Source organism: Cronobacter condimenti 1330, from assembly GCF_001277255.1.
GTDB lineage: Bacteria > Pseudomonadota > Gammaproteobacteria > Enterobacterales > Enterobacteriaceae > Cronobacter > Cronobacter condimenti.
Map to the genome: position 1 here is coordinate 1,281,928 of NZ_CP012264.1, position 22,049 is coordinate 1,303,976.

The 22,049-nt window shown below is 53.3% G+C and carries 16 protein-coding genes and 7 tRNA genes; 5 read left to right on the top strand and 18 right to left on the bottom strand.

The window, feature by feature from the left end; genetic code table 11:
- Positions 1-58: 58 nt before the first annotated feature.
- The 6 genes from AFK62_RS05865 to miaB form a co-directional block, all read right to left on the bottom strand.
- Positions 59-964: an amino acid ABC transporter substrate-binding protein gene (locus AFK62_RS05865; protein ID WP_007670359.1), complete on the bottom strand. Its 906-nt coding sequence runs from the start codon at positions 962-964 to the stop codon at positions 59-61.
- 351 nt (positions 965-1,315) lie between these two features.
- Positions 1,316-2,857 (bottom strand): apolipoprotein N-acyltransferase, encoded by a 1,542-nt coding sequence (lnt, locus tag AFK62_RS05870; protein WP_053531773.1) that lies wholly within the window; start codon positions 2,855-2,857, stop codon positions 1,316-1,318.
- Positions 2,858-2,861: 4 nt separating this feature from the next.
- Complete coding sequence (gene corC, locus AFK62_RS05875) at positions 2,862-3,737, bottom strand: CNNM family magnesium/cobalt transport protein CorC (RefSeq protein WP_007670364.1); 876 nt, start codon at positions 3,735-3,737, stop codon at positions 2,862-2,864.
- 102 nt (positions 3,738-3,839) lie between these two features.
- Positions 3,840-4,307 carry an rRNA maturation RNase YbeY gene (gene ybeY, locus AFK62_RS05880; RefSeq protein ID WP_007670367.1) on the bottom strand — a complete coding sequence of 156 codons (468 nt, stop codon included), beginning with the start codon at positions 4,305-4,307 and terminating at the stop codon, positions 3,840-3,842.
- Entirely contained in the window at positions 4,304-5,365 is a 1,062-nt protein-coding gene (locus AFK62_RS05885; protein ID WP_007670368.1) for a PhoH family protein, read from the bottom strand. The genes ybeY and AFK62_RS05885 overlap by 4 nt, the downstream gene beginning before the upstream one ends.
- A 202-nt stretch (positions 5,366-5,567) precedes the next feature.
- Positions 5,568-6,992 (bottom strand): tRNA (N6-isopentenyl adenosine(37)-C2)-methylthiotransferase MiaB, encoded by a 1,425-nt coding sequence (miaB, locus tag AFK62_RS05890; protein ID WP_007670369.1) that lies wholly within the window; start codon positions 6,990-6,992, stop codon positions 5,568-5,570.
- A gap of 145 nt (positions 6,993-7,137) precedes the next feature.
- Here miaB and ubiF point away from each other — a divergent pair, with 145 nt between their 5' ends.
- On the top strand, positions 7,138-8,313 hold the full coding sequence (ubiF, locus tag AFK62_RS05895) for a 3-demethoxyubiquinol 3-hydroxylase (protein ID WP_007670376.1): 1,176 nt from the start codon (positions 7,138-7,140) through the stop codon (positions 8,311-8,313).
- Positions 8,314-8,567: 254 nt separating this feature from the next.
- Here ubiF and AFK62_RS05900 read toward each other — a convergent pair.
- From AFK62_RS05900 to nagB, 12 genes are all read right to left on the bottom strand, one after another.
- Positions 8,568-8,642, bottom strand: a tRNA-Gln gene (locus AFK62_RS05900).
- A 91-nt stretch (positions 8,643-8,733) separates the two neighbouring features.
- Positions 8,734-8,808: transfer RNA gene (locus AFK62_RS05905), tRNA-Gln, on the bottom strand.
- A 62-nt stretch (positions 8,809-8,870) separates the two neighbouring features.
- A tRNA-Met gene (locus AFK62_RS05910) sits at positions 8,871-8,947 on the bottom strand.
- A gap of 30 nt (positions 8,948-8,977) precedes the next feature.
- Positions 8,978-9,052 (bottom strand) — tRNA-Gln (locus tag AFK62_RS05915).
- A gap of 36 nt (positions 9,053-9,088) precedes the next feature.
- Positions 9,089-9,163 (bottom strand) — tRNA-Gln (locus AFK62_RS05920).
- A 22-nt stretch (positions 9,164-9,185) separates the two neighbouring features.
- Positions 9,186-9,270, bottom strand: a tRNA-Leu gene (locus AFK62_RS05925).
- 8 nt (positions 9,271-9,278) lie between these two features.
- A tRNA-Met gene (locus AFK62_RS05930) sits at positions 9,279-9,355 on the bottom strand.
- 249 nt (positions 9,356-9,604) lie between these two features.
- The gene (asnB, locus tag AFK62_RS05935; RefSeq protein WP_007670377.1) at positions 9,605-11,269 is read right to left on the bottom strand and encodes an asparagine synthase B; all 1,665 of its coding nucleotides are present in this window, start codon (positions 11,267-11,269) and stop codon (positions 9,605-9,607) included.
- A 297-nt stretch (positions 11,270-11,566) separates the two neighbouring features.
- Entirely contained in the window at positions 11,567-12,319 is a 753-nt protein-coding gene (locus AFK62_RS05940; RefSeq protein WP_004387185.1) for an HAD-IIA family hydrolase, read from the bottom strand.
- A gap of 61 nt (positions 12,320-12,380) precedes the next feature.
- Positions 12,381-13,601, bottom strand: a complete 1,221-nt coding sequence (gene nagC, locus AFK62_RS05945) for a DNA-binding transcriptional regulator NagC (protein ID WP_007670380.1) — start codon at positions 13,599-13,601, stop codon at positions 12,381-12,383.
- Positions 13,602-13,609: 8 nt separating this feature from the next.
- Positions 13,610-14,758 (bottom strand): N-acetylglucosamine-6-phosphate deacetylase, encoded by a 1,149-nt coding sequence (gene nagA / locus AFK62_RS05950; protein WP_007670383.1) that lies wholly within the window; start codon positions 14,756-14,758, stop codon positions 13,610-13,612.
- Positions 14,759-14,779: 21 nt separating this feature from the next.
- Positions 14,780-15,580, bottom strand: a complete 801-nt coding sequence (gene nagB / locus AFK62_RS05955) for a glucosamine-6-phosphate deaminase (RefSeq protein WP_007670385.1) — start codon at positions 15,578-15,580, stop codon at positions 14,780-14,782.
- A gap of 339 nt (positions 15,581-15,919) precedes the next feature.
- On the opposite strand from nagB, the gene nagE reads away from it, so the two are divergent.
- The 4 genes from nagE to chiP all read left to right on the top strand — a co-directional run bounded on the left by nagE (position 15,920) and on the right by chiP (position 22,043).
- Complete coding sequence (nagE, locus tag AFK62_RS05960) at positions 15,920-17,872, top strand: PTS N-acetyl glucosamine transporter subunit IIABC (RefSeq protein ID WP_007670388.1); 1,953 nt, start codon at positions 15,920-15,922, stop codon at positions 17,870-17,872.
- Positions 17,873-18,001: 129 nt separating this feature from the next.
- The gene (locus tag AFK62_RS05965) at positions 18,002-18,388 is read left to right on the top strand and encodes a hypothetical protein (RefSeq protein ID WP_007670393.1); all 387 of its coding nucleotides are present in this window, start codon (positions 18,002-18,004) and stop codon (positions 18,386-18,388) included.
- 138 nt (positions 18,389-18,526) lie between these two features.
- Positions 18,527-20,194 carry a glutamine--tRNA ligase gene (gene glnS / locus AFK62_RS05970; protein ID WP_053531774.1) on the top strand — a complete coding sequence of 556 codons (1,668 nt, stop codon included), beginning with the start codon at positions 18,527-18,529 and terminating at the stop codon, positions 20,192-20,194.
- A 451-nt stretch (positions 20,195-20,645) separates the two neighbouring features.
- Positions 20,646-22,043: a chitoporin ChiP gene (gene chiP, locus AFK62_RS05975; protein WP_007676764.1), complete on the top strand. Its 1,398-nt coding sequence runs from the start codon at positions 20,646-20,648 to the stop codon at positions 22,041-22,043.
- The last annotated feature ends 6 nt before the right edge of the window (positions 22,044-22,049 follow it).

A 22,049-nucleotide genomic window follows, 5' to 3' on the forward strand; every position in this document is an offset into this window, starting at 1 on the left:
TCCGGGCTTCGTGTCGTCAATCGTGAGGGCAGGGTGACCCGCCCCTTAATGGTTGTAATTAGTTAAGCGCTTTATCGTTAGGTTCTTTGAACAACGTTTTCATGTCGTCGGAAAGTTCGAAGTTCAGGTTAAGGTTCTTAGGCGGAATCGGGTTTTTAAACCATTTTTCAAACCACTTCGCTGCTTCGCCAGAGGTCTGCGCCTGAGCGATGGTGTCGTCTACCAGTTTTTTAAATGACTCGTCGCCTTTACGCATCATGCAGCCATACGCTTCTTTGGATTGCGGCGTACCAACGATTTCCCAGTTATCCGGTTTTTTCGCTTTAGCGCGCTCGCCTGCCAGCAGCGCGTCATCCATCATGAACGCCACCGCGCGACCGCTTTCCAGCGTGCGGAAGGAGTCGCCGTGATCTTTCGCGCTAATGATGCGCATATCCATTTTCTTCTCGTCGTTGAGCTTGTGCAGCAGTACTTCAGACGTGGTGCCCGAGGTGACGACGACCGCTTTGCCTTTGAGATCGGCGAAATCTTTAATCGGGCCGCCTTTTTTCACCAGCAGGCGGGTGCCCACGACGAAAATAGTGTCAGAAAACGCGGCCTGTTTCTGGCGCTCCAGGTTGTTGGTGGTGGAGCCGCATTCAAAATCGAAGGTGCCGTTTTGCAGCAGCGGGATACGGTTCTGCGACGTAATTGGGATCATTTTGACCTGCAGATCCGGCTTGTTGAGCTGTTTTTTCACAGCCTCAACGATAGCGTTGGAGTAATCCTGCGAATAGCCCACTACTTTTTGCTGGTTGTCGTAATAGGAGAAAGGAACCGAGGATTCGCGGTGGCCAACGACAATAACGCCGTTCGCTTTGATTTTATCCAGCGTGCTTTGACCGCTGCTTGCGTCTTCTGCATGGGCCAGACCTGCGCTCAGACCCATTACCAGCATTGCTGCGGTCAGTTTACGTAACTGCATATCCAACTCCTTTATCGCGGCGCCAGAAACGCCATTGATACCCAATTGTGAATGTGTGTTGTTATATTCCTGCCGTCCCGCCAGCAGCGTTAGTACCGTGTTGGTACCATTTAGCCTGGCTGGATGTAAATAATTTGCTGTGAATTTGTTTATTTTTGCGAAGCGCGCCGCACCAATTAGAGGCAAAAATGCGGTGTTGCACTAAAGTGGTGCCGCAAAAGTACCGCGCTGGTGCAACCTGCCCCATGGCAACGCCGGGTAAGGCGTTTCAGCTAAATCATTGGATTAACTAAAGCAAAGGGTGTGCCAGAAAAGAAAAAGGCCAGCATAGCTGACCTTTTTAGCGGGAATTTACGAACGTCTGCGCCTGCCAAGGCTTATCAGCACCGAGGCAAAGCCACCCAACGCGACGATAATCCAGATAGTCGCATCGCCAAAACGAGCATATGGCGTAAGACCGCTGGTGGGAGTCACGGAGGCGTTTAATACCTCGCGGGTGAACTGTGGAATGATCGACTGTACGCCACCGTTAGCGTCAATCACTGCCGTAACGCCGTTATTGGTGCTGCGCAGCAGGGGGCGCGCCAGTTCCAGCGCGCGCATACGCGCCATCTGGAAATGCTGCCACGGCCCAATGGAGTGACCGAACCAGGCGTCGTTTGAGATAGTCAGCAGGAAATCAGTATCGGGACGGAAGTTATCGCGCACCTGTTCACCGAGGATTATCTCATAGCAGATAGCGGCTGTAAGCTTCATGCCATGCGCCTGTAGCTGCGGTTGCAGATACGGGCCACGGCTGAACGACGACATCGGCAAGTCAAAGAAGGGCGCGAGTGGACGCAGTATCGATTCCAGCGGCACAAACTCGCCAAACGGCACCAGGTGGTTTTTATGGTAGCGGTTCGCGGAGTTGTAGCTGTAAGGCGTGCCGGCGCCGAGCGTGATAATGGTGTTGTAGGTGTCGTAACGGTTTTTCGCGTTAAGACGTGCATCCACCACACCGGTAATCAGCGTCGCGTCGTTAGCGCGCAGCACCGTGTCCATATCGTGCAGGAACTGCTGCTGGTTACTCTCTAAATCGGGAATCGCGGATTCTGGCCAGATAATCAGGCCGGCTTTGCCAAGCTGCGCGCGGGTGGCGCTGAAATAAATGCGCAGCGTGTTCAGCAGTTCGCCTTCATCCCATTTCATCGATTGCGGAATGTTACCCTGCACCAGCGCCACGTTTATTGCGCGCTCGGCGTGCGGCTGATACCACTGGATATAACGAAGCGGGAAGGGCAGTGCGAACAGCACCAGCGCGCATACGGCGGGTTTCCAGGTGCGACGCACAAGCGACAGCACCAGCAGACCGCTGACTGCCATCAGTAAGAAGTTAATCGCCTCGACGCCTGCGACTGGCGCAAGCCCTTTCAGCGGGCCATCTATCTGGCTGTAGCCAAACTGTAGCCATGGGAAGCCTGTTAGCACCCAGCCACGCAGGAACTCTGTCAGATGCCAGACAACCGGGGCGGCGATACCGACACGCAACCAGTCCGCTTTCGGCCACAGACGCGCCAGAACGCCCGCAAAAAGGCCGGTGTACAGCGAGAGATAGGCTGCAAGCAGTATGACCAGCGCCACGTTGACAGGCCCCGGCATACCGCCAAACTGGGCAATGCTGACATAGACCCAATTCACGCCAGTGCCGAACAGGCCAAGCCCCCAGGCAAAACCAATCCAGGCGCTTTGCATCGGACGACGGTTAAGGGTAAGACCCTGCAGGCCCATCAGTGAGAGCAGGGCGGCAGGCCAGAAATCGTAAGGGGAAAAGGCCAGCGTTCCGCTGGCACCGAAAAGCAGCGCCAGCAGCAGACGCACGCGCTGGCGTTCAATCATTGAGGCAAGAGCCATTCCATTAGTCTTCCAGTTTAGGCTGCGGCGAGTTTTCCGGCATTCTGACGTGGACCTGGATAATACGACGGCTATCCGCCATAGCAACTTTAAACTGGTAACCATCAATGTCGATGGTCTCTCCGCGCGCAGGCAGGTGGCCGAACGCCTGCATGACCAGACCGCCGATGGTATCCACTTCTTCATCGCTGAACTGGCTGCCGAAGGTGTCATTGAAATCTTCTATCGACGCCAGCGCACGCACAGTCCAGGTATGGCGGCTGAGCTGACGGAAATCGATATCTTCTTCATCGTCATATTCGTCTTCGATTTCGCCGACGATGAGTTCCAGAATATCTTCGATAGTCACAAGCCCGGACACGCCGCCGAATTCGTCAATCACGATAGCCATGTGATAGCGCTGGGAGCGAAACTCCTTGAGCATCCGGTCAACCCGTTTGCTTTCCGGTACAACAACCGCCGGGCGCAGCACTTTATCCATACTGAAGGCTTCCGCGTCGCTGCGCATAAACGGCAGCAGATCTTTAGCCATCAGGATCCCTTCTATGTGATCTTTGTCCTCGCTAATCACCGGAAAACGCGAGTGCGCTGATTCGATGATGACGTCGAGACATTCATCGAGGCTCTGGTTGCGTTTCAGGGTGACCATCTGGGAGCGGGGGATCATGATGTCGCGAACGCGCTGGTCGGCGATATCCATTACCCCTTCAAGCATGTCGCGCGTATCCTGGTCGATAAGCTCGTTTTGCTCGGAATCACGGATGAGCTCAAGCAGTTCGTCACGGTTTTTGGGTTCACCGTGGAAAAGCTGGCTTAAGAGGAGGGAGAAAAATCCCTTTTTGTTAAGTGAGTCGCTACTGTGTGAATTGTCGTCGCTCATGGCGTTAATTCAGGGTTCTCATGTTAGTGGATGTGTCGCCCGCGGCGGGGAAGGCGCGCCGCAAAGGCATAAATCACTGGCGGCAGCGGACTGCCGCACAGATTACTCTTTCTCGGCAATGTACGGATCGTCAAAGCCCAGGGCAAGCATTATCTCGGTTTCGATGCCTTCCATTTCTTCGGCTTCGTCATCCTCGATATGATCATAACCCAGCAGGTGCAGGCTGCCATGCACCACCATATGCGCCCAGTGGGCTTCGAGCGGCTTTTCCTGTTCCTGCGCTTCGCGCTCAACCACCTGGCGACAGATAATCAGGTCGCCCAGTAACGGCATTTCGATACCGGGCGGCGCTTCAAACGGAAATGACAAGACATTGGTGGGTTTATCCTTACCGCGGTAGGTAAGGTTAAGGTCATGACTTTCCGCTTCATCGACCAGACGTACCGTGACTTCTGATTCTTCCTGAAACTGGGGGATGACAGCATTCAGCCATGTCTGAAACTGTGCTTCATCCGGCAAACCGGAGGTCTCTTCGCAGGCGACCTGCAAATCGAGAATCACCTGACTCATTTACTCTCCTGCGTGCCTGCGGCCAGCGCCTGGGCTTCACGTTTACGTTCTGCGGCCTGTTCGGCTTTACGCTTCTGGTCAGCCTCTTCCCAGGCTTCATAGGCGGTGACGATGCGTGCAACGACCGGGTGGCGGACGACGTCTTCACTATGGAAGAAATTAAAACTGATTTCTTCAACGTCAGAGAGCACTTCGATGGCGTGACGAAGACCTGATTTGAGATTTCTCGGCAAGTCGATTTGCGTGACGTCCCCGGTAATCACCGCTTTGGAGTTAAAGCCAATACGGGTCAGGAACATTTTCATCTGTTCGATGGTGGTGTTCTGGCTTTCATCCAGAATGATAAACGCGTCGTTAAGCGTACGGCCGCGCATGTAGGCCAGCGGCGCGACTTCAATGACGTTGCGCTCCATCAGCTTTTCCACGCGTTCAAAACCGAGCATTTCGAACAAGGCGTCATAGAGCGGACGCAAATACGGGTCGACCTTCTGGCTGAGATCGCCTGGCAGGAAGCCGAGTTTTTCGCCCGCTTCTACCGCAGGACGGGTCAACAGGATGCGGCGGATTTCCTGACGCTCCAGCGCATCCACTGCCGCTGCGACCGCAAGATAGGTTTTACCCGTACCCGCAGGACCGATGCCGAAGGTAATGTCGTGATCAAGGATATTCGCGATGTACTGCGCCTGGTTTGGCGTACGCGGTTTAATCACGCCGCGTTTAGTCTTGATATTGACCGCTTTGCCATATTCCGGGACGCTTTCAGCGCTCTGCTCAAGCACGCGGAACTCTTTGATAGCAAGATGAATCTGTTCCGGCTCGATCTCTTTGATTTCACCGCGCATGGGCGCAGTATCGACGTAAAGACTGCGCAGAATATCTGCGGCAGCGCTGACGCAAATCGTGCGGCCGGTCAGTTTAAAGTGATTATCGCGACGAGCGATTTCGATGCCGAGGCGGCGCTCCAGCTGTTTGATGTTGTCATCAAAGGGGCCACAGAGGCTAAGCAGACGAGCGTTGTCTGCGGGTTCCAGCGTAAATTCACGTGTTTCGATATTCAAACTTGTCCTCTTGGTCACAAAGGGCCAGTTAAGGTGAATAAAATGCCTGCTGATTTTCTCAGGGCCTTAGAGAAATTATTCACGGCGAGGGAAAAAGGCGCAAGCGACAACCGGGATATTTGGGTGCGGCTTTCAGAATACAAGAGCGGATGGGTGAAAAATAAGCGTATGCCGCACGGAGCGGCATACGTAGGTCTGCGGCTTACGGCTGGAAAATCCCGACGCCGAGTTCGTTCTCTTTACGGGTGCGGGCGATGATCGATTCCGGAGATTCGACCACACGCAGGCCCATCTCTTCCTCAGTGCGAATGACTTTACCGCGCAGCGAGTTCGGGAACACCTCAGTGATTTCGACATCGACAAACTTACCGACCATATCCGGTGAGCCTTCGAAGTTCACCACGCGGTTGTTTTCGGTACGGCCAGAAAGCTCCATGATGCTCTTACGCGATGTGCCTTCAACCAGAATACGCTGGGTCGTACCAAGCATACGGCGGCTCCAGGCCATTGCCTGCTGGTTGATGCGCTCCTGAAGGATATACAGACGCTGTTTTTTCTCATCTTCCGGCACGTCGTCCACCATATCGGCGGCAGGGGTGCCTGGGCGAGCTGAGAAAATAAAGCTGTAGCTCATGTCGAAATTGACCTCGGCAATCAACTTCATCGTCTGTTCGAAATCCTGCTGGGTTTCGCCAGGGAAACCGACGATAAAGTCCGAGCTGATTTGAATATCCGGACGGGCTGCGCGCAGCTTACGAATAATCGCTTTATATTCCAGCGCAGTATGGGTGCGCCCCATCATGTTCAGCACGCGGTCAGAGCCGCTCTGAACCGGCAAATGCAGGAAACTCACCAGTTCAGGTGTATCGCGATAGACTTCGATAATGTCGTCAGTGAATTCGATAGGGTGGCTGGTGGTGAAACGAATGCGATCGATGCCGTCGATGGCCGCAACCAGACGCAGCAGATCGGCAAAGGTGCCGGGGGTGCCGTCGTAGTTCTCGCCACGCCAGGCGTTAACGTTCTGACCGAGCAGATTCACTTCACGGACACCCTGGGCTGCAAGCTGGGCGATTTCCAGCACGATATCATCGCTCGGACGGCTGACTTCTTCACCGCGCGTGTAGGGCACCACACAGTAGGTGCAGTATTTATTACAGCCTTCCATGATGGAAACGAACGCGGTCGGGCCTTCCGCACGCGGCTCAGGCAACCGGTCGAATTTTTCGATTTCCGGGAAGCTGATATCCACGACAGGGCTGCGGGTGCCTTTTACCTGGTTAATCATTTCCGGCAGGCGATGCAGGGTCTGTGGCCCGAAAATGATGTCGACGTAACGGGCGCGATCGCGAATATGGTCACCTTCCTGAGACGCGACACAGCCGCCCACGCCGATAATCACATCCGGGTTCTTTTCCTTTAACGTTTTCCAGCGACCTAACTGATGGAAAACCTTCTCCTGTGCCTTCTCACGAATTGAGCAGGTATTCAGCAGAAGAATATCTGCTTCTTCCGCCACGTCGGTCAGCGTAAAGCCGTGCGTGGTTTCCAGCAGATCGGCCATCTTCGATGAATCGTATTCGTTCATCTGACAGCCCCAGGTTTTGATATGGAGTTTTTTCGTCATTGACTTGCCATTGCTCAGTTACAGCCACTCATTTTGGCCGCGTATTGTAATGCTTTGGCGTGTTCGTGACCAGTGGCGAGGCAAAGACGTCAGGCGGCGAAAAATCCGGTAAACTGAGAATAGATTGCTTAAGGATAAAATGACCATGACAAATCAACCCATTGAAGTCGCCGTCGTCGGCGGTGGCATGGTGGGCGCCGCCGCAGCTCTGGGGCTGGCGCAAAATGGTTTCCAGGTGGCGGTAGTAGAGCATGCCGCACCACCTGAATTTTCACCGCAAAATCCGCCGGATGTGCGGATCTCCTCAATCAGTTGCGCTTCTGTGAACGTGCTGCGCGGGCTGGGGGTCTGGCAACGGGTGCTGGAGATGCGCGCGCATCCTTACCGTCGTCTCGAAACCTGGGAGTGGAACGAAGCGCGGGTTGAATTCAGCGCAGACGAACTGCAATTGCCTGAGCTGGGTTATATGGTAGAAAACAGCGTGCTGCAACGAGCCTTGTGGGAATCGCTGGAGGCACATCCGGCGGTAAAACTGTGCTGCCCGGCGACCCTCACCCAGATGGCGGCGGTGCAAAACGGCTATCAGCTGACGTTCGATAATGGCGGAACGCTGCAGGCGAGACTTATTATTGGTGCTGACGGGGCAAGCTCGCAGGTGCGCAAATGGGCGGGTATTGGGGTTAATGCCTGGCAATATCAGCAATCGTGTCTGCTTATTAGCGTGCAGTGCCAGCAGCCGCCTGGCGACAGTACATGGCAACACTTTACGCCAAACGGGCCGCATGCCTTTTTGCCGCTGTTTGATAACTGGGCGTCTCTGGTCTGGTATGACCGCCCGGCGCGCATTCGCCAGTTGCAGGCGATGCCTCTGACGCAGCTTGGTCGTGAAGTAGCAAGCGTATTCCCGGCACGTCTTGGCTGCATTACGCCTGTCGCATGCGGGGCATTCCCGCTGGCGCGCCGGCATGCGGTACGCTACGTGTTGTCGGGCGTCGCGCTAGTGGGTGATGCCGCACACACGATTCACCCGCTGGCGGGGCAGGGGGTAAACCTTGGTTACCGGGATGTGGATGCGCTGCTGGAGGTCGTTATCGCGGCGCGCAATGCCGGGGAGGACTGGGCTTCTCTTAACGTGCTGAAGCGCTACCAGCGCCGCCGTATGCCCGATAACCTGTTGATGCAAAGCGGTATGGATCTTTTCCACGCGGGCTTTACCGCGAAACTTAAACCGCTACGTGTGCTGCGTAACCTGGGGCTTATCGCGGCGCAACGTTCCGGCGTGCTGAAGCGTCAGGCACTCAAATATGCGCTGGGGTTGTAGTGCCTTAGTTACAACATGCTTTTTGTTATTTCTTTATTATGCAGCCTCACCGCCTTATTTCCTGCATTGTCTGACATAAAGCGGCTGCGCTGATTGAAAAAGGCCTGCGAAAGCGGGCTTTTTTATGAGTATTCACGCTGAAATGATACGGCTTTACGAGGTGGAGTAATAAATAATGAGGCGAGGCAGCTTTTAGCAGAGCAGTAACGTGTAGCCGAAAAGAAAAAAGCCTGCTTTCGCAGGCTTTTAAAGAGTGGCTGGGGTACGAGGATTCGAACCTCGGAATGGTGGAATCAGAATCCACTGCCTTACCGCTTGGCGATACCCCAACAAAATGTTGGTATTGAATTGTCAGTTAAAGGAAGAAACCAAGAACCTTTAACCTGTGCGTTTAGCTTCTTGCCAACCGCTTCTTCAAAGTGGCTGGGGTACGAGGATTCGAACCTCGGAATGGTGGAATCAGAATCCACTGCCTTACCGCTTGGCGATACCCCAAGAAACTCTTGCGAATTTTACTTCGCGCTATCTCGCTTAACATAAGCAAGACGCTTCAAATATGGTGGCTACGACGGGAATCGAACCTGTGACCCCAGCATTATGAGTGCTGTGCTCTAACCAGCTGAGCTACGTAGCCAAATTTTACTTCTCCGCCAGCCATAACAACTGGCTGGGGTACCTGGATTCGAACCAGGGAATGCCGGTATCAAAAACCGGTGCCTTACCGCTTGGCGATACCCCAACGACTGCTGCGGGAAACGCAAAAGTCGAAGAAATATGGCTGGGGTACCTGGATTCGAACCAGGGAATGCCGGTATCAAAAACCGGTGCCTTACCGCTTGGCGATACCCCATCCGTGCAACGCAATTACGAAGTGGTGCGGGAGGCGAGACTTGAACTCGCACACCTTGCGGCGCCAGAACCTAAATCTGGTGCGTCTACCAATTTCGCCACTCCCGCAAAAAAGATGGTGGCTACGACGGGAATCGAACCTGTGACCCCATCATTATGAGTGATGTGCTCTAACCAGCTGAGCTACGTAGCCATCTTTTTTCGCGTTACCTTATCGGCGTTGCGGGGCGCATTATGCGTATTGGGCCTGGAAGCGTCAACACCTTTTTTGGCGAAAATCGACGTATTGTGACTGTTTGACTAGCTTGCGAACAGCTTGATGCAATATTCGGCGATTCCGGGCGAATTATCCATTAACTCAATCGAAAAGAGGAAACGTCCGAACCTCTTTACGCCAATAAAAAAACGGGCCGCGCAGGCCCGTTGCGTGTTTTGTGTTCGCTTATTTATAAGCGGACTGGTGCACGCCCACCGCGCGACCTGAAGGATCGTTCATGGTTTTGAACGCTTCATCCCATTCGATAGCTTTTGCAGAAGAGCAGGCAACGGACGGACCGCCAGGCACACACTCCGCCGCGCTCGGTACCGGGAACAGCTCTTCGAAGATCTCGCGGTAGAGATACGCTTCTTTTGATGCCGGTGTGTTGTAAGGGAAGCGGAAGCGCGCGGTTTCCAATTGCTGGTCGGAAACTTGTTCTGCTGCCACTTCTTTCAGCGTATCAATCCAGCTGTAGCCTACACCGTCAGAAAATTGCTCTTTCTGACGCCACGCTACGCTTGCTGGCAGATAAGATTCAAAACATTCACGCAGGATATGTTTTTCCATCTTGCCGTTGCCGCACATTTTATCCTGAGGATTGATACGCATCGCCACATCAAGGAATTTCTTATCGAGGAACGGCACGCGTGCTTCAACGCCCCAGGCAGACATCGCTTTGTTGGCGCGTGCACAGTCAAACATATGCAGCGCCTGCAATTTACGCACGGTCTCTTCATGCAGCTCTTTCGCGTTCGGCGCTTTATGGAAGTAGAGATAACCGCCAAATACTTCGTCAGAGCCTTCGCCAGAAAGCACCATTTTGATGCCCATCGCCTTGATTTTACGAGACATTAAATACATGGGCGTTGAGGCGCGAATGGTGGTCACATCGTAGGTTTCAATGTGATAGATAACATCGCGGATCGCATCCAGCCCTTCCTGCACCGTAAAATGAATTTCGTGATGCACGGTGCCAAGGTGATTTGCCACTTCCTGCGCCGCTTTCAGATCCGGCGAGCCCTCAAGACCGACGGCGAAAGAGTGCAGCTGTGGCCACCAGGCTTCAGAACGTTCCTGATCTTCCACACGACGCGCTGCGAATTTTTTGGTAATCGCGGAAATAACGGATGAATCCAGGCCGCCAGAGAGCAGCACGCCGTAAGGCACGTCAGACATCAGATGGCTTTTCACCGCATCTTCCAGCGCCTGACGCAATTCGGCTTTATCGGTCACGTTGTCTTTTACCGCGTCATACTCAAACCAGTCGCGCTGATAATATTGGCGAATTTCGCCATCCTGGCTCCACAGATAGCTGCCTGCCGGGAATTCTTTGATAGTGCGACATACCGGCACCAGTGATTTCATCTCTGAAGCCACATAAAAGTTGCCGTGTTCGTCATGGCCCATATAGAGCGGAATAATACCGATATGGTCGCGGCCAATCAGGTAGGCGTCTTTTTCACGGTCATACAGGATGAAAGCAAACATTCCCTGCAGTTCGTCCAGAAAGTCCGGACCTTTTTCCTGATAGAGCGCCAGGATGACTTCACAGTCAGAACCCGTCTGAAACTCAAAACGATCGCCATATTCGGCACGCAGCGCCTGGTGGTTGTAGATTTCACCGTTCACCGCCAGCACGTGGGTTTTCTCGGTGTTATAGAGCGGCTGCGCACCTGCGTTGACGTCCACAATAGAGAGACGTTCATGCGCAAGGATCGCTCTGTCGCCTGCGAAAACGCCGGACCAGTCCGGGCCGCGGTGGCGCATCAGGCGTGACAGCTCAAGTGCTTTCTTACGCAGTTCGACCGCGTCGGTTTTGATATCCAGCACACCAAAAATAGAACACATAGAAAACTCCGTTAACCCTGGCGGTGATGTTGTGTTGTCTGTCTGCGGGCGTTGCGGGTTATGCAAGTTTTTCGCGTCAGCCCCTGTCGTTGATTAAGAAAATGCCGTAAAGGGTGCTGGCTATGCAAGCGTTTTAGCGAGGAGATAATAAATAATTCAACAGGCGTTAGCGAAAATTTAAAAATGGTTAGTAAAGAGAGGCGGTTTTTAGCGGTTCGCTAAAAAAAACGATATTTTATTGAATGGGCCTTTTGTGTAGAAGCTAAAAAAAACGGCCATCATCAATGGCCGTCAGGTTCAGATTACGTCGATTTCGGCGACAGAGGGATAAATCCAGCTTGGCCGGAACGGCATCGCGTCGATGTCGTTAATCGTCGACACGCCTGACAGGACCAGAATGGTTTCCAGTCCGGCCTGGAAGCCCGCCAGAATATCTGTACGGAGGTTATCGCCGACAATCACGGTATGTTCTGAATGCGCCTGCATTTTGTTGAGTGCCGCGCGGATTATCCACGGGCTCGGCTTGCCGACATAAAACGGCTTACGACCTGAGATTTTTTCAATGCCCGCACAGAGTGCGCCGCAGGCCGGGTAGAAACCGCGGCCATGTGTATCCGGATTGGTAGCGATAAAGCGTGCGCCATTAGCCACAAAGAAAGCGGCTTTATGCATCATTTCCCAGTTATAGGAACGCGTTTCACCGACGATCACAAAATCAGGATTGATGTCGGTAATAGTAAAACCAGCCTTATATAGTTCGTGAATTAACGCTCCCTCGCCAACTACGTACGCCTTTTTACCTTCCTGACGACGCAGGAAATCCGCTGTCGCCATGGCAGAGGTATAAAACACGCTGTCTGGTACATCGATGCCAGCGGATGCGAAACGGTTCGCCAGATCCTGACCGGTCTGGGAAGGGTAATTAGTTAACAAGACCAGCGGAAATCCTTTTTCAAGGATGCGGGTCAGAAACTCGCTCGCGCCGGGCACGGCAACGTTATCGTGCATCAGCACGCCATCAATATCGCAAATTACGTTCTGAATGGTCATGGACTACTCTGGCTCAGGGAACAGAAAGGCGTAACTATAGCGCATACGCCAAAATGACTCGTTAACTTTCCAGTAAACGCTGTAATAACAATCCGTTAAGCATGGCGCGTTTCACCAGTGCGAAGGCGCCAATCGCCGAGCGGTGATCGAGCTGCGAAGGGACAACCGGCAGATTTTTACGAAATGCTTTCAGGGATTGCGTATTGATACAGCTTTCGATAGCGGGTAGCAGCACTTTCTGTGCTTCAACAATCTCCCCTGCGATAACGACCTTTTGCGGGTTAAAAAGGTTAATCGCGATGGCGATGGTTTTGCCGAGCTGACGGCCTACGCGCTCCACGACTTCACTTGCCAGCGCATCGCCCCGATTGGCGGCTTTGCAAATCGCTTTGATGTTGCAATCCTCCAGCGTGAGACGGCTCTGGTAACCCTGTTCAAGCAACTGGCGCACACGGTGCTCAATCGCAGCGTTAGCCGCGACGGTTTCAAGGCAGCCGAAGTTGCCGCAGTGGCAACGTTCGCCTAATGGATCGACCTGAATATGGCCTATTTCGCCAACGTTGCCGTTACGGCCGATGAAAATACGTCCGTTTGAGATAATGCCCGCGCCAGTACCGCGGTGTACGCGCACCAGAATGGAGTCTTCGCAGTCGCGTGTTGCACCGAAGTAGTGCTCCGCAAGCGCCAGGCTTCGGATATCGTGACCCACAAAGCAGGCGACGTTAAAGCGCGCTTGTAGCGCATCGACCAGCGGCCAGTTCTCGACATTAATGTGCGGCATATAGCGGATCACGCCGCTCTCTGGGTCCACCAGGCCTGGCAAAATCACCGAGACCGCGATAAGTTCGCGAATTTTCCGCTGCCAGGTCTCGATAAACTGCGCGATGGTGTTTAGCAGCGCATGTTCAAGGGTTTCCTGGGTGCGTTCCGGTAAAGGGAAGTGTTCTTCCGCCAGGACTTTGCTGCTCAGGTCGAAGAGGGTCAGCGTGGCATCGTGTCGGCCGAGGCGGACACCAACAGCCTGAAAATGGCGCGTTTCGGTGACAATGGAGATAGCGCGGCGGCCGCCGGTAGAGGCCTGTTGATCCACTTCTTTTATCAGGCCGCGCTCGATAAGCTGACGTGTAATTTTGGTGACGCTGGCGGGCGCAAGCTGGCTCTGTTCGGCTATTTGTATACGGGATATCGGTCCATGCTGGTCGATAAGTCGATAAACTGCCGCGCTGTTAAGCTGTTTTACGAGATCAACATTGCCAATTTGAGCCTGTCCGCCAGTCGTCATGCCTTTATTTACTCAGTAACGACCTCGTTACCATTAACGATGGTCTTGATGATTTTATAATCACGGGTAAAGGCGGTAAGGTTCGCCACTTTGCCCGCTTCGATGCTGCCAAGCCGGTGCGCAACGCCCATGGCGCGGGCTGGGTACAGCGTTGCCATACGCAGCGCTTCGTCCAGGGCGATATTGACATGCTCCACCAGGTTGCGCACGCCTTCAATCATGGTCAATGCCGAGCCGCTTAGCGTACCGTTCTCGTCCACGCACAGACCATTACGGTAGTATATTGTTTTACCAGCAAAAATGAACTCATCAATATTGGCACCTGCTGGCGCCGTAGCATCTGTCACCAGACACAGTTTGTCGCCTTTCACTTTTTTCGCGAGTCGCACATTGGCGAAATCGACGTGCAGGCCATCGGCGATAATGCCGCACCAGACATCTGGTTCGTCAAAGATAGCCCCGGTGAGACCTGGTTCGCGGCCTGTGATGTAAGGCATGGCATTGAAAAGATGGGTGGCAAAGCGAATACCCGCCCGGAAGCCTTTTTTCGCTTCTTTCAGTGTCGCGTTAGAATGCCCGGCAGAAACGACAATCCCTGCCGCGGTCAGCTGTGCAATCACCTCAGGCGCCACCATTTCCGGCGCAAGCGTGATTTTGGTGATGACATCCGCGTTTTCGCACAGAAAGTCGACCAGTTGTGCCTCCGGCTGACGCACAAAATCCGGATTGTGTGTGCCTTTCTTAACAATATTCAGCCATGGCCCTTCAAGATGCAGACCCAGCGCCTGGTTTTTGTGGCGGGAAAGATAGTCTCGCATTACGTGCACGCCCTGTTTCATCAGCGCGTCACTACAGGTGATGAGCGTCGGCAGATAGCTGGTGCAGCCCGATTTCTCGTTGGCCTTTTGCATCATTTCCAGCGTTTCTACCGAGACCGCCTCAGCGGTATCGTTAAACTGCACGCCGCCGCAGCCGTTCAGCTGTACATCAATAAAACCGGGGGCGATGATGGCGCCGCCCATGTCGCGCTGCTCAACGCCCGCCGGCAGATCGGCCAGCGGACAGAGGCGCTCAATCAGGCCATCGGCGATAACAATCGCGTGGTCATCCAGAATGTCGTGGCCGGTGTAAATCCGGCCGTGGGTTAAAGCGTACATAATGCCCCCGGTAACCAGTCTTTAAAGATCTTTAATATTTTCAGCTTCAAGCTCAGTGAAGTACTTCAGCGTCTTCACTTTCAGTTCCATGGTGGAAGGCTCGTCGCAAACGATAACCGCTTTCGGATGCAGTTGCAGACAGCTGATTGTCCACATGTGGTTCACGTTACCTTCGACAGCCGCCTGCAACGCTTGCGCCTTAACGTGGCCCAGCACCAGAATCATCACTTCCTGCGCGTCCAGCAGCGTTCCGACACCTACCGTGAGCGCGTATTTTGGCACCTGATTCACATCGCCGCCAAAGAAACGCGAGTTCGCCACACGTGTGTCATGCGTCAGCGTTTTGATACGGGTACGGGAGGCGAGTGAAGAAGCAGGTTCGTTAAATGCGATATGACCGTCGTTACCCACGCCGCCCATAAACAGATGAATTTTGCCGTAAGCGCGAATTTTTTCTTCATAGCGGCGGCATTCTGCGTCAATATCCGGCGCGTTGCCATCCAGCAGGTTGATATTTTCTTCGGGAATATCAACGTGGTCGAAGAAATTGCGGTACATAAAGCTGTGATAGCTTTCCGGATGATCCTTCGGCAGGCCGACATATTCGTCCATGTTAAACGTAACGACATGCTTAAAGCTGACCTGGCCCGCTTTGTGCATCTCAATCAGCGCTTTATAAGCTTCAAGCGGCGTGCCGCCAGTCGGCAGGCCAAGTACGAAAGGGCGATCAGCGGTCGGATTAAAATCGTTAATACGTTTAACAATATGGCGGGCGGCCCATTTGCCAACCTGCTGCGGTGTAGCCAGCGGAATCAGTCTCATTGTTCACCTCGGAAGTTAGAAAACAGGAGCGGATTGAACAGCAGCACAGTGTAAGGGTATACCCGTTCGCCGAAAGCCGGGGCAATCCGTCTCGATTTTTTGAATGATAAAATAAGTTTTCGTGGTAAGCCATAGGACAGGACTTCTTACTACGATATTTGGTGATAAAAATCACAGAAAAGACGCGTTTAATTTGCGAGGCGAATTAAAGTTCCACACACTACTGAACGCAGATGAATAGTTGATGGCGTTGTTTCACAACGGCGCCTTATATAGGTAAGTTGCACAATAAAAAACGGCTTTAAAGAAGCCAGTTCGGGGTCTCGTAGGGGGAATAGGATGAATATTTTAGGGTTTTTCCAGCGGCTGGGCAGAGCGTTACAGCTCCCAATCGCCGTGCTACCAGTGGCGGCGCTACTGCTGCGATTCGGTCAGCCGGATTTGCTTAACGTCGCCTTCATCGCGCAAGCGGGCGGCGCTATCTTTGATAACCTCGCATTAATCTTCGCAATTGGGGTTGCATCCAGCTGGTCTAAAGACAGCGCAGGCGCAGCGGCCCTGGCCGGTGCTGTCGGTTATTTTGTCCTGACCAAAGCGATGGTGACCATCAACCCAGAAATTAACATGGGTGTGCTTGCAGGCATCATTACCGGTCTGGTAGGCGGCGCGGTTTATAACCGCTGGTCTGCTATTAAGCTTCCGGACTTCCTGAGCTTTTTCGGTGGGAAACGCTTCGTACCTATCGCAACGGGCTTTTTCTGTCTCGTGCTGGCCGCCGTTTTTGGCTATGTCTGGCCGCCGGTGCAGCACGCTATCCATGCAGGTGGTGAATGGATTGTTTCGGCTGGGGCGCTGGGTTCGGGGATCTTTGGTTTTATCAACCGTCTGCTTATCCCAACGGGTCTGCATCAGGTACTGAACACAATCGCCTGGTTCCAGATCGGCGAATTCACGAACGCAGCTGGCACTGTATTCCACGGCGATATTAACCGCTTCTATGCAGGCGATGGTACCGCAGGGATGTTCATGTCCGGGTTCTTCCCGATCATGATGTTTGGTCTGCCAGGGGCAGCGCTGGCGATGTACTTTGCCGCACCTAAAGCACGTCGTCCTATGGTCGGCGGTATGCTGTTGTCCGTTGCGATCACTGCGTTCCTGACCGGTGTCACCGAGCCGCTGGAATTCCTGTTTATGTTCCTGGCGCCGGTGCTGTATCTGCTGCATGCCTTGTTGACCGGTATCAGTTTATTTGTCGCGACGCTGCTTGGCATTCATGCTGGCTTCTCGTTCTCGGCAGGCGCCATCGACTATGCATTAATGTACAGCCTGCCTGCTGCCAGCAAAAACGTGTGGATGCTGCTGGTAATGGGACTGGTATTCTTCGTCATCTATTTCGTCCTGTTCAGTGCAGTTATCCGTATGTTTAACCTGAAAACACCGGGCCGCGAAGATAAAGAAAATGAGATAGTGGCTGACGAAGCAAACAGCAATACGGAAGAAGGACTGGCGCAACTGGCAACCAGCTACGTAGCAGCGGTAGGAGGCACCGACAACCTGAAAGCGATCGATGCCTGCATTACCCGTCTGCGTCTGACCGTAGGTGATTCCGCGCTGGTGAGCGATGCCGCCTGCAAACGCCTGGGCGCGTCTGGCGTTGTGAAATTAAACAAACAAACCATCCAGGTTATCGTGGGCGCGAAAGCGGAATCCATTGGCGATGAAATGAAAAAAGTCGTGGCCCGTGGTCCGGTGGCGGCAGTGGCAGCGAACGTAACGCCGTTAAACGCTGTTACACCCGCCGCAAAACCGCAGGCAGTCACAGGCGCGCAAACCATCGCTGCGCTGGTGTCTCCGGTGACGGGCGAGGTTGTGGCGCTTGATGCCGTACCGGATGAAGCGTTTGCCAGCAAAGCTGTTGGTGACGGGGTGGCTATTAAGCCGACCGACAAACTGGTGGTGTCGCCAGCGGCAGGGACAATTGTCAAAATCTTCAACACGAATCACGCGTTCTGTCTGGAAACTGAAAACGGTGCGGAAATCGTGGTCCATATGGGCATTGATACCGTCGCGCTGAAGGGCCAGGGCTTTAAACGCCTGGTGGAAGAGGGCGCGCAAGTGAGCGCCGGGCAGCCAGTTCTGGAAATGGATCTGGACTATTTGAATGCCAATGCGCGTTCCATGGTAAGCCCGGTTGTCTGCAGCAACATCGACGATTTCAGCGGCCTGGTGATTAAAGCGCAGGGGCAGGTCGTTGCGGGCCAGACGCCACTGTATGAGATTAAAGGCAAATAATCGCTTCTGAGTTGTGATGCCTTAAACGGCGGGAGAGTGCTCCCGCCGTTTTTTTTTGCTTTTTTTCGGGGCTGGCGCGCCTGCCTGAAAGCCGTGTAGGGTGGCGGACAAAAGATAAAGGAGAATCTGATGCGTCATGTAATTATCACTATTATCGCCTGTCTGTTGTTAAGTGGCTGCGTGCCTCGTTACGCCACGCATCGGCCTGCGCTGGAGGTCGATGTACAAAACGAGCAGGGCAAGCCTGTTCCACACGCCACGCTTTGGCTCTATACGCATCGCTCACCGCCAGGCTATTACCCGCCGCCTGAGAAATTTACGGCAGATGACAACGGACATATTTCCGTTTCGCGCGTCTCGGAGTGGGAGAATATGATTTTCTTTCTTCACGGTACGATGATCTATTCCTGGCAGTGGTGTATTGAGGCACCAGGCTATATGCCCCGCAAAGGCAATGCTGAGGTATTAGACGAGCCGGTGAAATTGTTCAAGACCCGCGCGCCCGCAGGTTGCTGAACCACACTATTCACGTGCGCGCAGCGCAAGGGCTGCCGGTGCTCCACGGCGGGATTTTCTGTAACTAAAGGTTGTTTCCAAAGCCTGCTTATAAGATCATACGCCGTTAAACGATGTTGACGCTTTGAGGAATATGCGATGAGTGAGGCAGAAGCCCGCCCGACTAACTTTATTCGCCAGATTATCGATGAAGATCTGGCGTCTGGAAAACACACCACGATTTGCACCCGTTTCCCGCCGGAGCCGAACGGTTATTTGCATATCGGCCACGCGAAATCCATCTGCCTGAATTTCGGCATCGCGCAGGATTACCAGGGCCAGTGCAACCTTCGCTTTGACGATACCAACCCGGTGAAAGAAGATCTGGAATTTGTTGAGTCGATTAAAAACGACGTGCAATGGCTGGGTTTCCACTGGTCTGGCGACGTTCGCTACTCCTCTGACTATTTCGATAAGCTTTATAACTACGCCGTTGAGCTTATCAACAAAGGTCTTGCTTACGTTGATGAACTCTCGCCAGAGCAGATCCGTGAATATCGCGGTACGCTGACGCAGCCTGGTAAAAACAGCCCGTTCCGCAATCGCAGCGTAGAAGAAAACCTGGCGCTGTTTGAGAAGATGCGTGCGGGTGGTTTTGAAGAAGGCAAAGCGTGCCTGCGCGCGAAAATCGACATGGCGTCGCCATTTATCGTGATGCGCGATCCGGTTATCTATCGCATTAAGTTTGCGGAGCATCATCAGACCGGCAACAAATGGTGCATCTATCCGATGTACGACTTCACCCATTGCATCTCCGATGCGCTGGAAGGCATTACGCACTCACTGTGTACGCTGGAGTTCCAGGATAACCGCCGTTTGTATGACTGGGTGCTGGATAACATCACCATCCCGGCACATCCGCGTCAGTACGAGTTCTCTCGTCTGAATCTGGAATACACCGTGATGTCCAAGCGTAAGCTGAACCTGCTGGTGACCGACAAGCATGTTGAAGGTTGGGACGATCCGCGTATGCCAACCATCTCTGGCCTGCGCCGCCGTGGTTACACTGCTGCCTCCATTCGTGAATTCTGCAAACGCATTGGCGTCACCAAGCAGGACAACACGATTGAAATGGCGTCGCTGGAATCCTGCATTCGCGAAGATCTCAACGAGAACGCACCGCGTGCGATGGCCGTTATCGATCCAGTGAAACTGGTTATCGAAAACTACCCGCAGGGCCACAGCGAAATGGTCTCAATGCCTAATCATCCAAACAAACCGGAGATGGGCACCCGCGATGTACCGTTTAGCGGCGAAATCTGGATCGATCGCGCGGACTTCCGTGAAGAGGCGAACAAGCAGTACAAACGTCTGGTGCTCGGTAAAGAAGTGCGCCTGCGTAATGCTTATGTCATCAAAGCGGAACGCGTGGAGAAAGACGACGCGGGCGAAATCACCACGATTTACTGCTCTTACGACGCCGAAACATTGAGTAAAGATCCGGCAGATGGCCGTAAGGTTAAAGGCGTGATCCATTGGGTGAGTGCAGCCCATGCGCTGTCGGTTGAGATTCGTCTCTATGATCGTCTTTTCAGCGTACCGAACCCGGGTGCGGCAGACGACTTCCTGACGACTATCAATAAAGAATCACTCGTTATTAAGCAGGGTTACGCTGAGCCTGGCCTTAAAAATGCTGAGGCGGGTAAAGCCTGGCAGTTTGAGCGTGAAGGTTATTTCTGCCTCGACAGCCGCCATGCAAACGGTGACAAACTGGTGTTCAACCGCACCGTTGGTCTGCGTGATACGTGGGCTAAAATCGGCGAGTAATGCATTGCCGTTAACAAGACGCCGCCATTGTGCGGCGTTTTTTTTTATGCTTTAAATCAACGCATTATCATCGACAAAATATTCGCGTTGCGAATTAATGGTCTTTTCTGCGCGCCTTCTGTTTTTTCCCGCCACCTGAGCATTAGCATATTTAACTGTTTAAAATAATGAAATCGCTTTCATTATTTATTTTATGCTAATTATTTCCTTTTTTTTGGTATTAAGATCAATCCAATGAAAGCGTAACAAAATGAATATTATTTTGTGCACTGCGTCATAAAGCCACCAAGATTCAGGGTTTTTAGATTGATAATTCGCGCCGCGAAAAATAGTCTTTAGAGACGGTTTGCATGGACATATTTCATCACCGCTTTTTACTTTTTTACATTTTTTTCATTCGCCTGAGGCGTTTTGCCCTGTGCGAATTTTTTACGTCAAAGAGGAATTTCACATGCGTTCGTTGCAATACAAACGTAGCGGCTTCGTGCTGGCTGTCGCCAGTATCACCGCGACAGGCGGCTTGTGCGCCTCGCCTGGGGCAGAGGCTGCCGGCTTTATTGATGATTCTGCGTTAACCGGCGGCATCTATTACTGGCAGCGTGAACGTGACCGTAAAGATGTCACTGAAGACCGTTATAAAACCAATCTCTCGCACTCAACCTGGAATGCGAATCTTGATTTTCAGTCAGGGTATGCCGGCGATTTGCTTGGCCTTGATATCGCCGCGTTTACCGCTATCGAAATGGCAGAAAATGGCGACAGCGGCCACCCGAACGAAATTGCATTTTCCTCCAGTAATAAAGCCTATGACGAAGACTGGTCCGGTGATAAGAGCGGTATCAGTCTTTATAAAGCGGCGGCGAAGCTTAAATACGGCCCGATCTGGGCGCGTGCGGGCTGGCTGCAACCGACCGGCCAGACGCTGCTGGCTCCGCACTGGAGTTTTATGCCAGGCACCTATCAGGGCGCGGAGGCTGGCGTCAATATCGACAATGGCGATGCGGGCGCGCTGAGCATGTCCTATATGTGGGCCAATGAATATAAATCGCCGTGGCATCTGGAGATGGACAAGTTCTACCAGAACGACAGAACCACACGCGTGGATTATCTGCATTCGGTCGGCGCCAAATACGCGTTTAAAAATTCGCTGGTACTGGAAGCGGCGTTTGGTCAGGCGCAAGGGTATCTCGATCAGTATTTTGCCAAAGTGAGCTACAACTTCTCACTTGCCGGGCAGCCGCTTTCCACCAGCTATCAGTTCTACGGCGCACGGGACAAAGCCAGCAACGGCAGCATCAATGATCTTTACGACGGTACAGCCTGGCTGCAGGCGCTGACGTTTTGCTATCAAGTCGGGCCGGTCGATCTCCGCCTTGAAGGCACCTGGGTTAGCGCCGGTGGTCAGCAAGGGTATTTTCTGCAGCGAATGACGCCGACCTACGCCTCCTCTAACGGGCGGCTTGATATCTGGTGGGATAACCGCTCTGACTTCAACGCCGATGGCGAAAAAGCCGTGTTCTTCGGCGCCATGTATGACCTGAAAAACTGGGCGATGCCTGGTTTCGCGCTCGGCGCATCCTACGTCTACGCGTGGGATGCCAAACCTTCAACGCGCCCGACGACGGATGGCTACTACGACGCCAGCCGCCGTCTGAAAGAGTCTGCTTACAGCCTGGATGCGGTTTACACCCTGCAAACCGGTCGCGCCAAAGGCACGATGTTGAAGCTGCATTTTACGCAGTATGACAACCACGCCGATATTCCGAGCTACGGCGGTGGCTACGGCAACATTTTCCAGGATGAGCGCGACGTGAAATTTATTGTCACGGCGCCGTTCACGATTTTCTGATTTCGC

What these genes read in the sequence shown, in the direction of transcription:
- AFK62_RS05865 (WP_007670359.1), bottom strand. Translation starts at nt 964, where the DNA reads ATGCAGTTACGTAAACTGACCGCAGCAATGCTGGTAATGGGTCTGAGC.
- lnt (WP_053531773.1), bottom strand. Translation starts at nt 2,857, where the DNA reads ATGGCTCTTGCCTCAATGATTGAACGCCAGCGCGTGCGTCTGCTGCTG.
- corC (WP_007670364.1), bottom strand. Translation starts at nt 3,737, where the DNA reads ATGAGCGACGACAATTCACACAGTAGCGACTCACTTAACAAAAAGGGA.
- ybeY (WP_007670367.1), bottom strand. Translation starts at nt 4,307, where the DNA reads ATGAGTCAGGTGATTCTCGATTTGCAGGTCGCCTGCGAAGAGACCTCC.
- miaB (WP_007670369.1), bottom strand. Translation starts at nt 6,992, where the DNA reads ATGACGAAAAAACTCCATATCAAAACCTGGGGCTGTCAGATGAACGAA.
- ubiF (WP_007670376.1), top strand. Translation starts at nt 7,138, where the DNA reads ATGACAAATCAACCCATTGAAGTCGCCGTCGTCGGCGGTGGCATGGTG.
- asnB (WP_007670377.1), bottom strand. Translation starts at nt 11,269, where the DNA reads ATGTGTTCTATTTTTGGTGTGCTGGATATCAAAACCGACGCGGTCGAA.
- AFK62_RS05940 (WP_004387185.1), bottom strand. Translation starts at nt 12,319, where the DNA reads ATGACCATTCAGAACGTAATTTGCGATATTGATGGCGTGCTGATGCAC.
- nagC (WP_007670380.1), bottom strand. Translation starts at nt 13,601, where the DNA reads ATGACGACTGGCGGACAGGCTCAAATTGGCAATGTTGATCTCGTAAAA.
- nagA (WP_007670383.1), bottom strand. Translation starts at nt 14,758, where the DNA reads ATGTACGCTTTAACCCACGGCCGGATTTACACCGGCCACGACATTCTG.
- nagB (WP_007670385.1), bottom strand. Translation starts at nt 15,580, where the DNA reads ATGAGACTGATTCCGCTGGCTACACCGCAGCAGGTTGGCAAATGGGCC.
- nagE (WP_007670388.1), top strand. Translation starts at nt 15,920, where the DNA reads ATGAATATTTTAGGGTTTTTCCAGCGGCTGGGCAGAGCGTTACAGCTC.
- AFK62_RS05965 (WP_007670393.1), top strand. Translation starts at nt 18,002, where the DNA reads ATGCGTCATGTAATTATCACTATTATCGCCTGTCTGTTGTTAAGTGGC.
- glnS (WP_053531774.1), top strand. Translation starts at nt 18,527, where the DNA reads ATGAGTGAGGCAGAAGCCCGCCCGACTAACTTTATTCGCCAGATTATC.
- chiP (WP_007676764.1), top strand. Translation starts at nt 20,646, where the DNA reads ATGCGTTCGTTGCAATACAAACGTAGCGGCTTCGTGCTGGCTGTCGCC.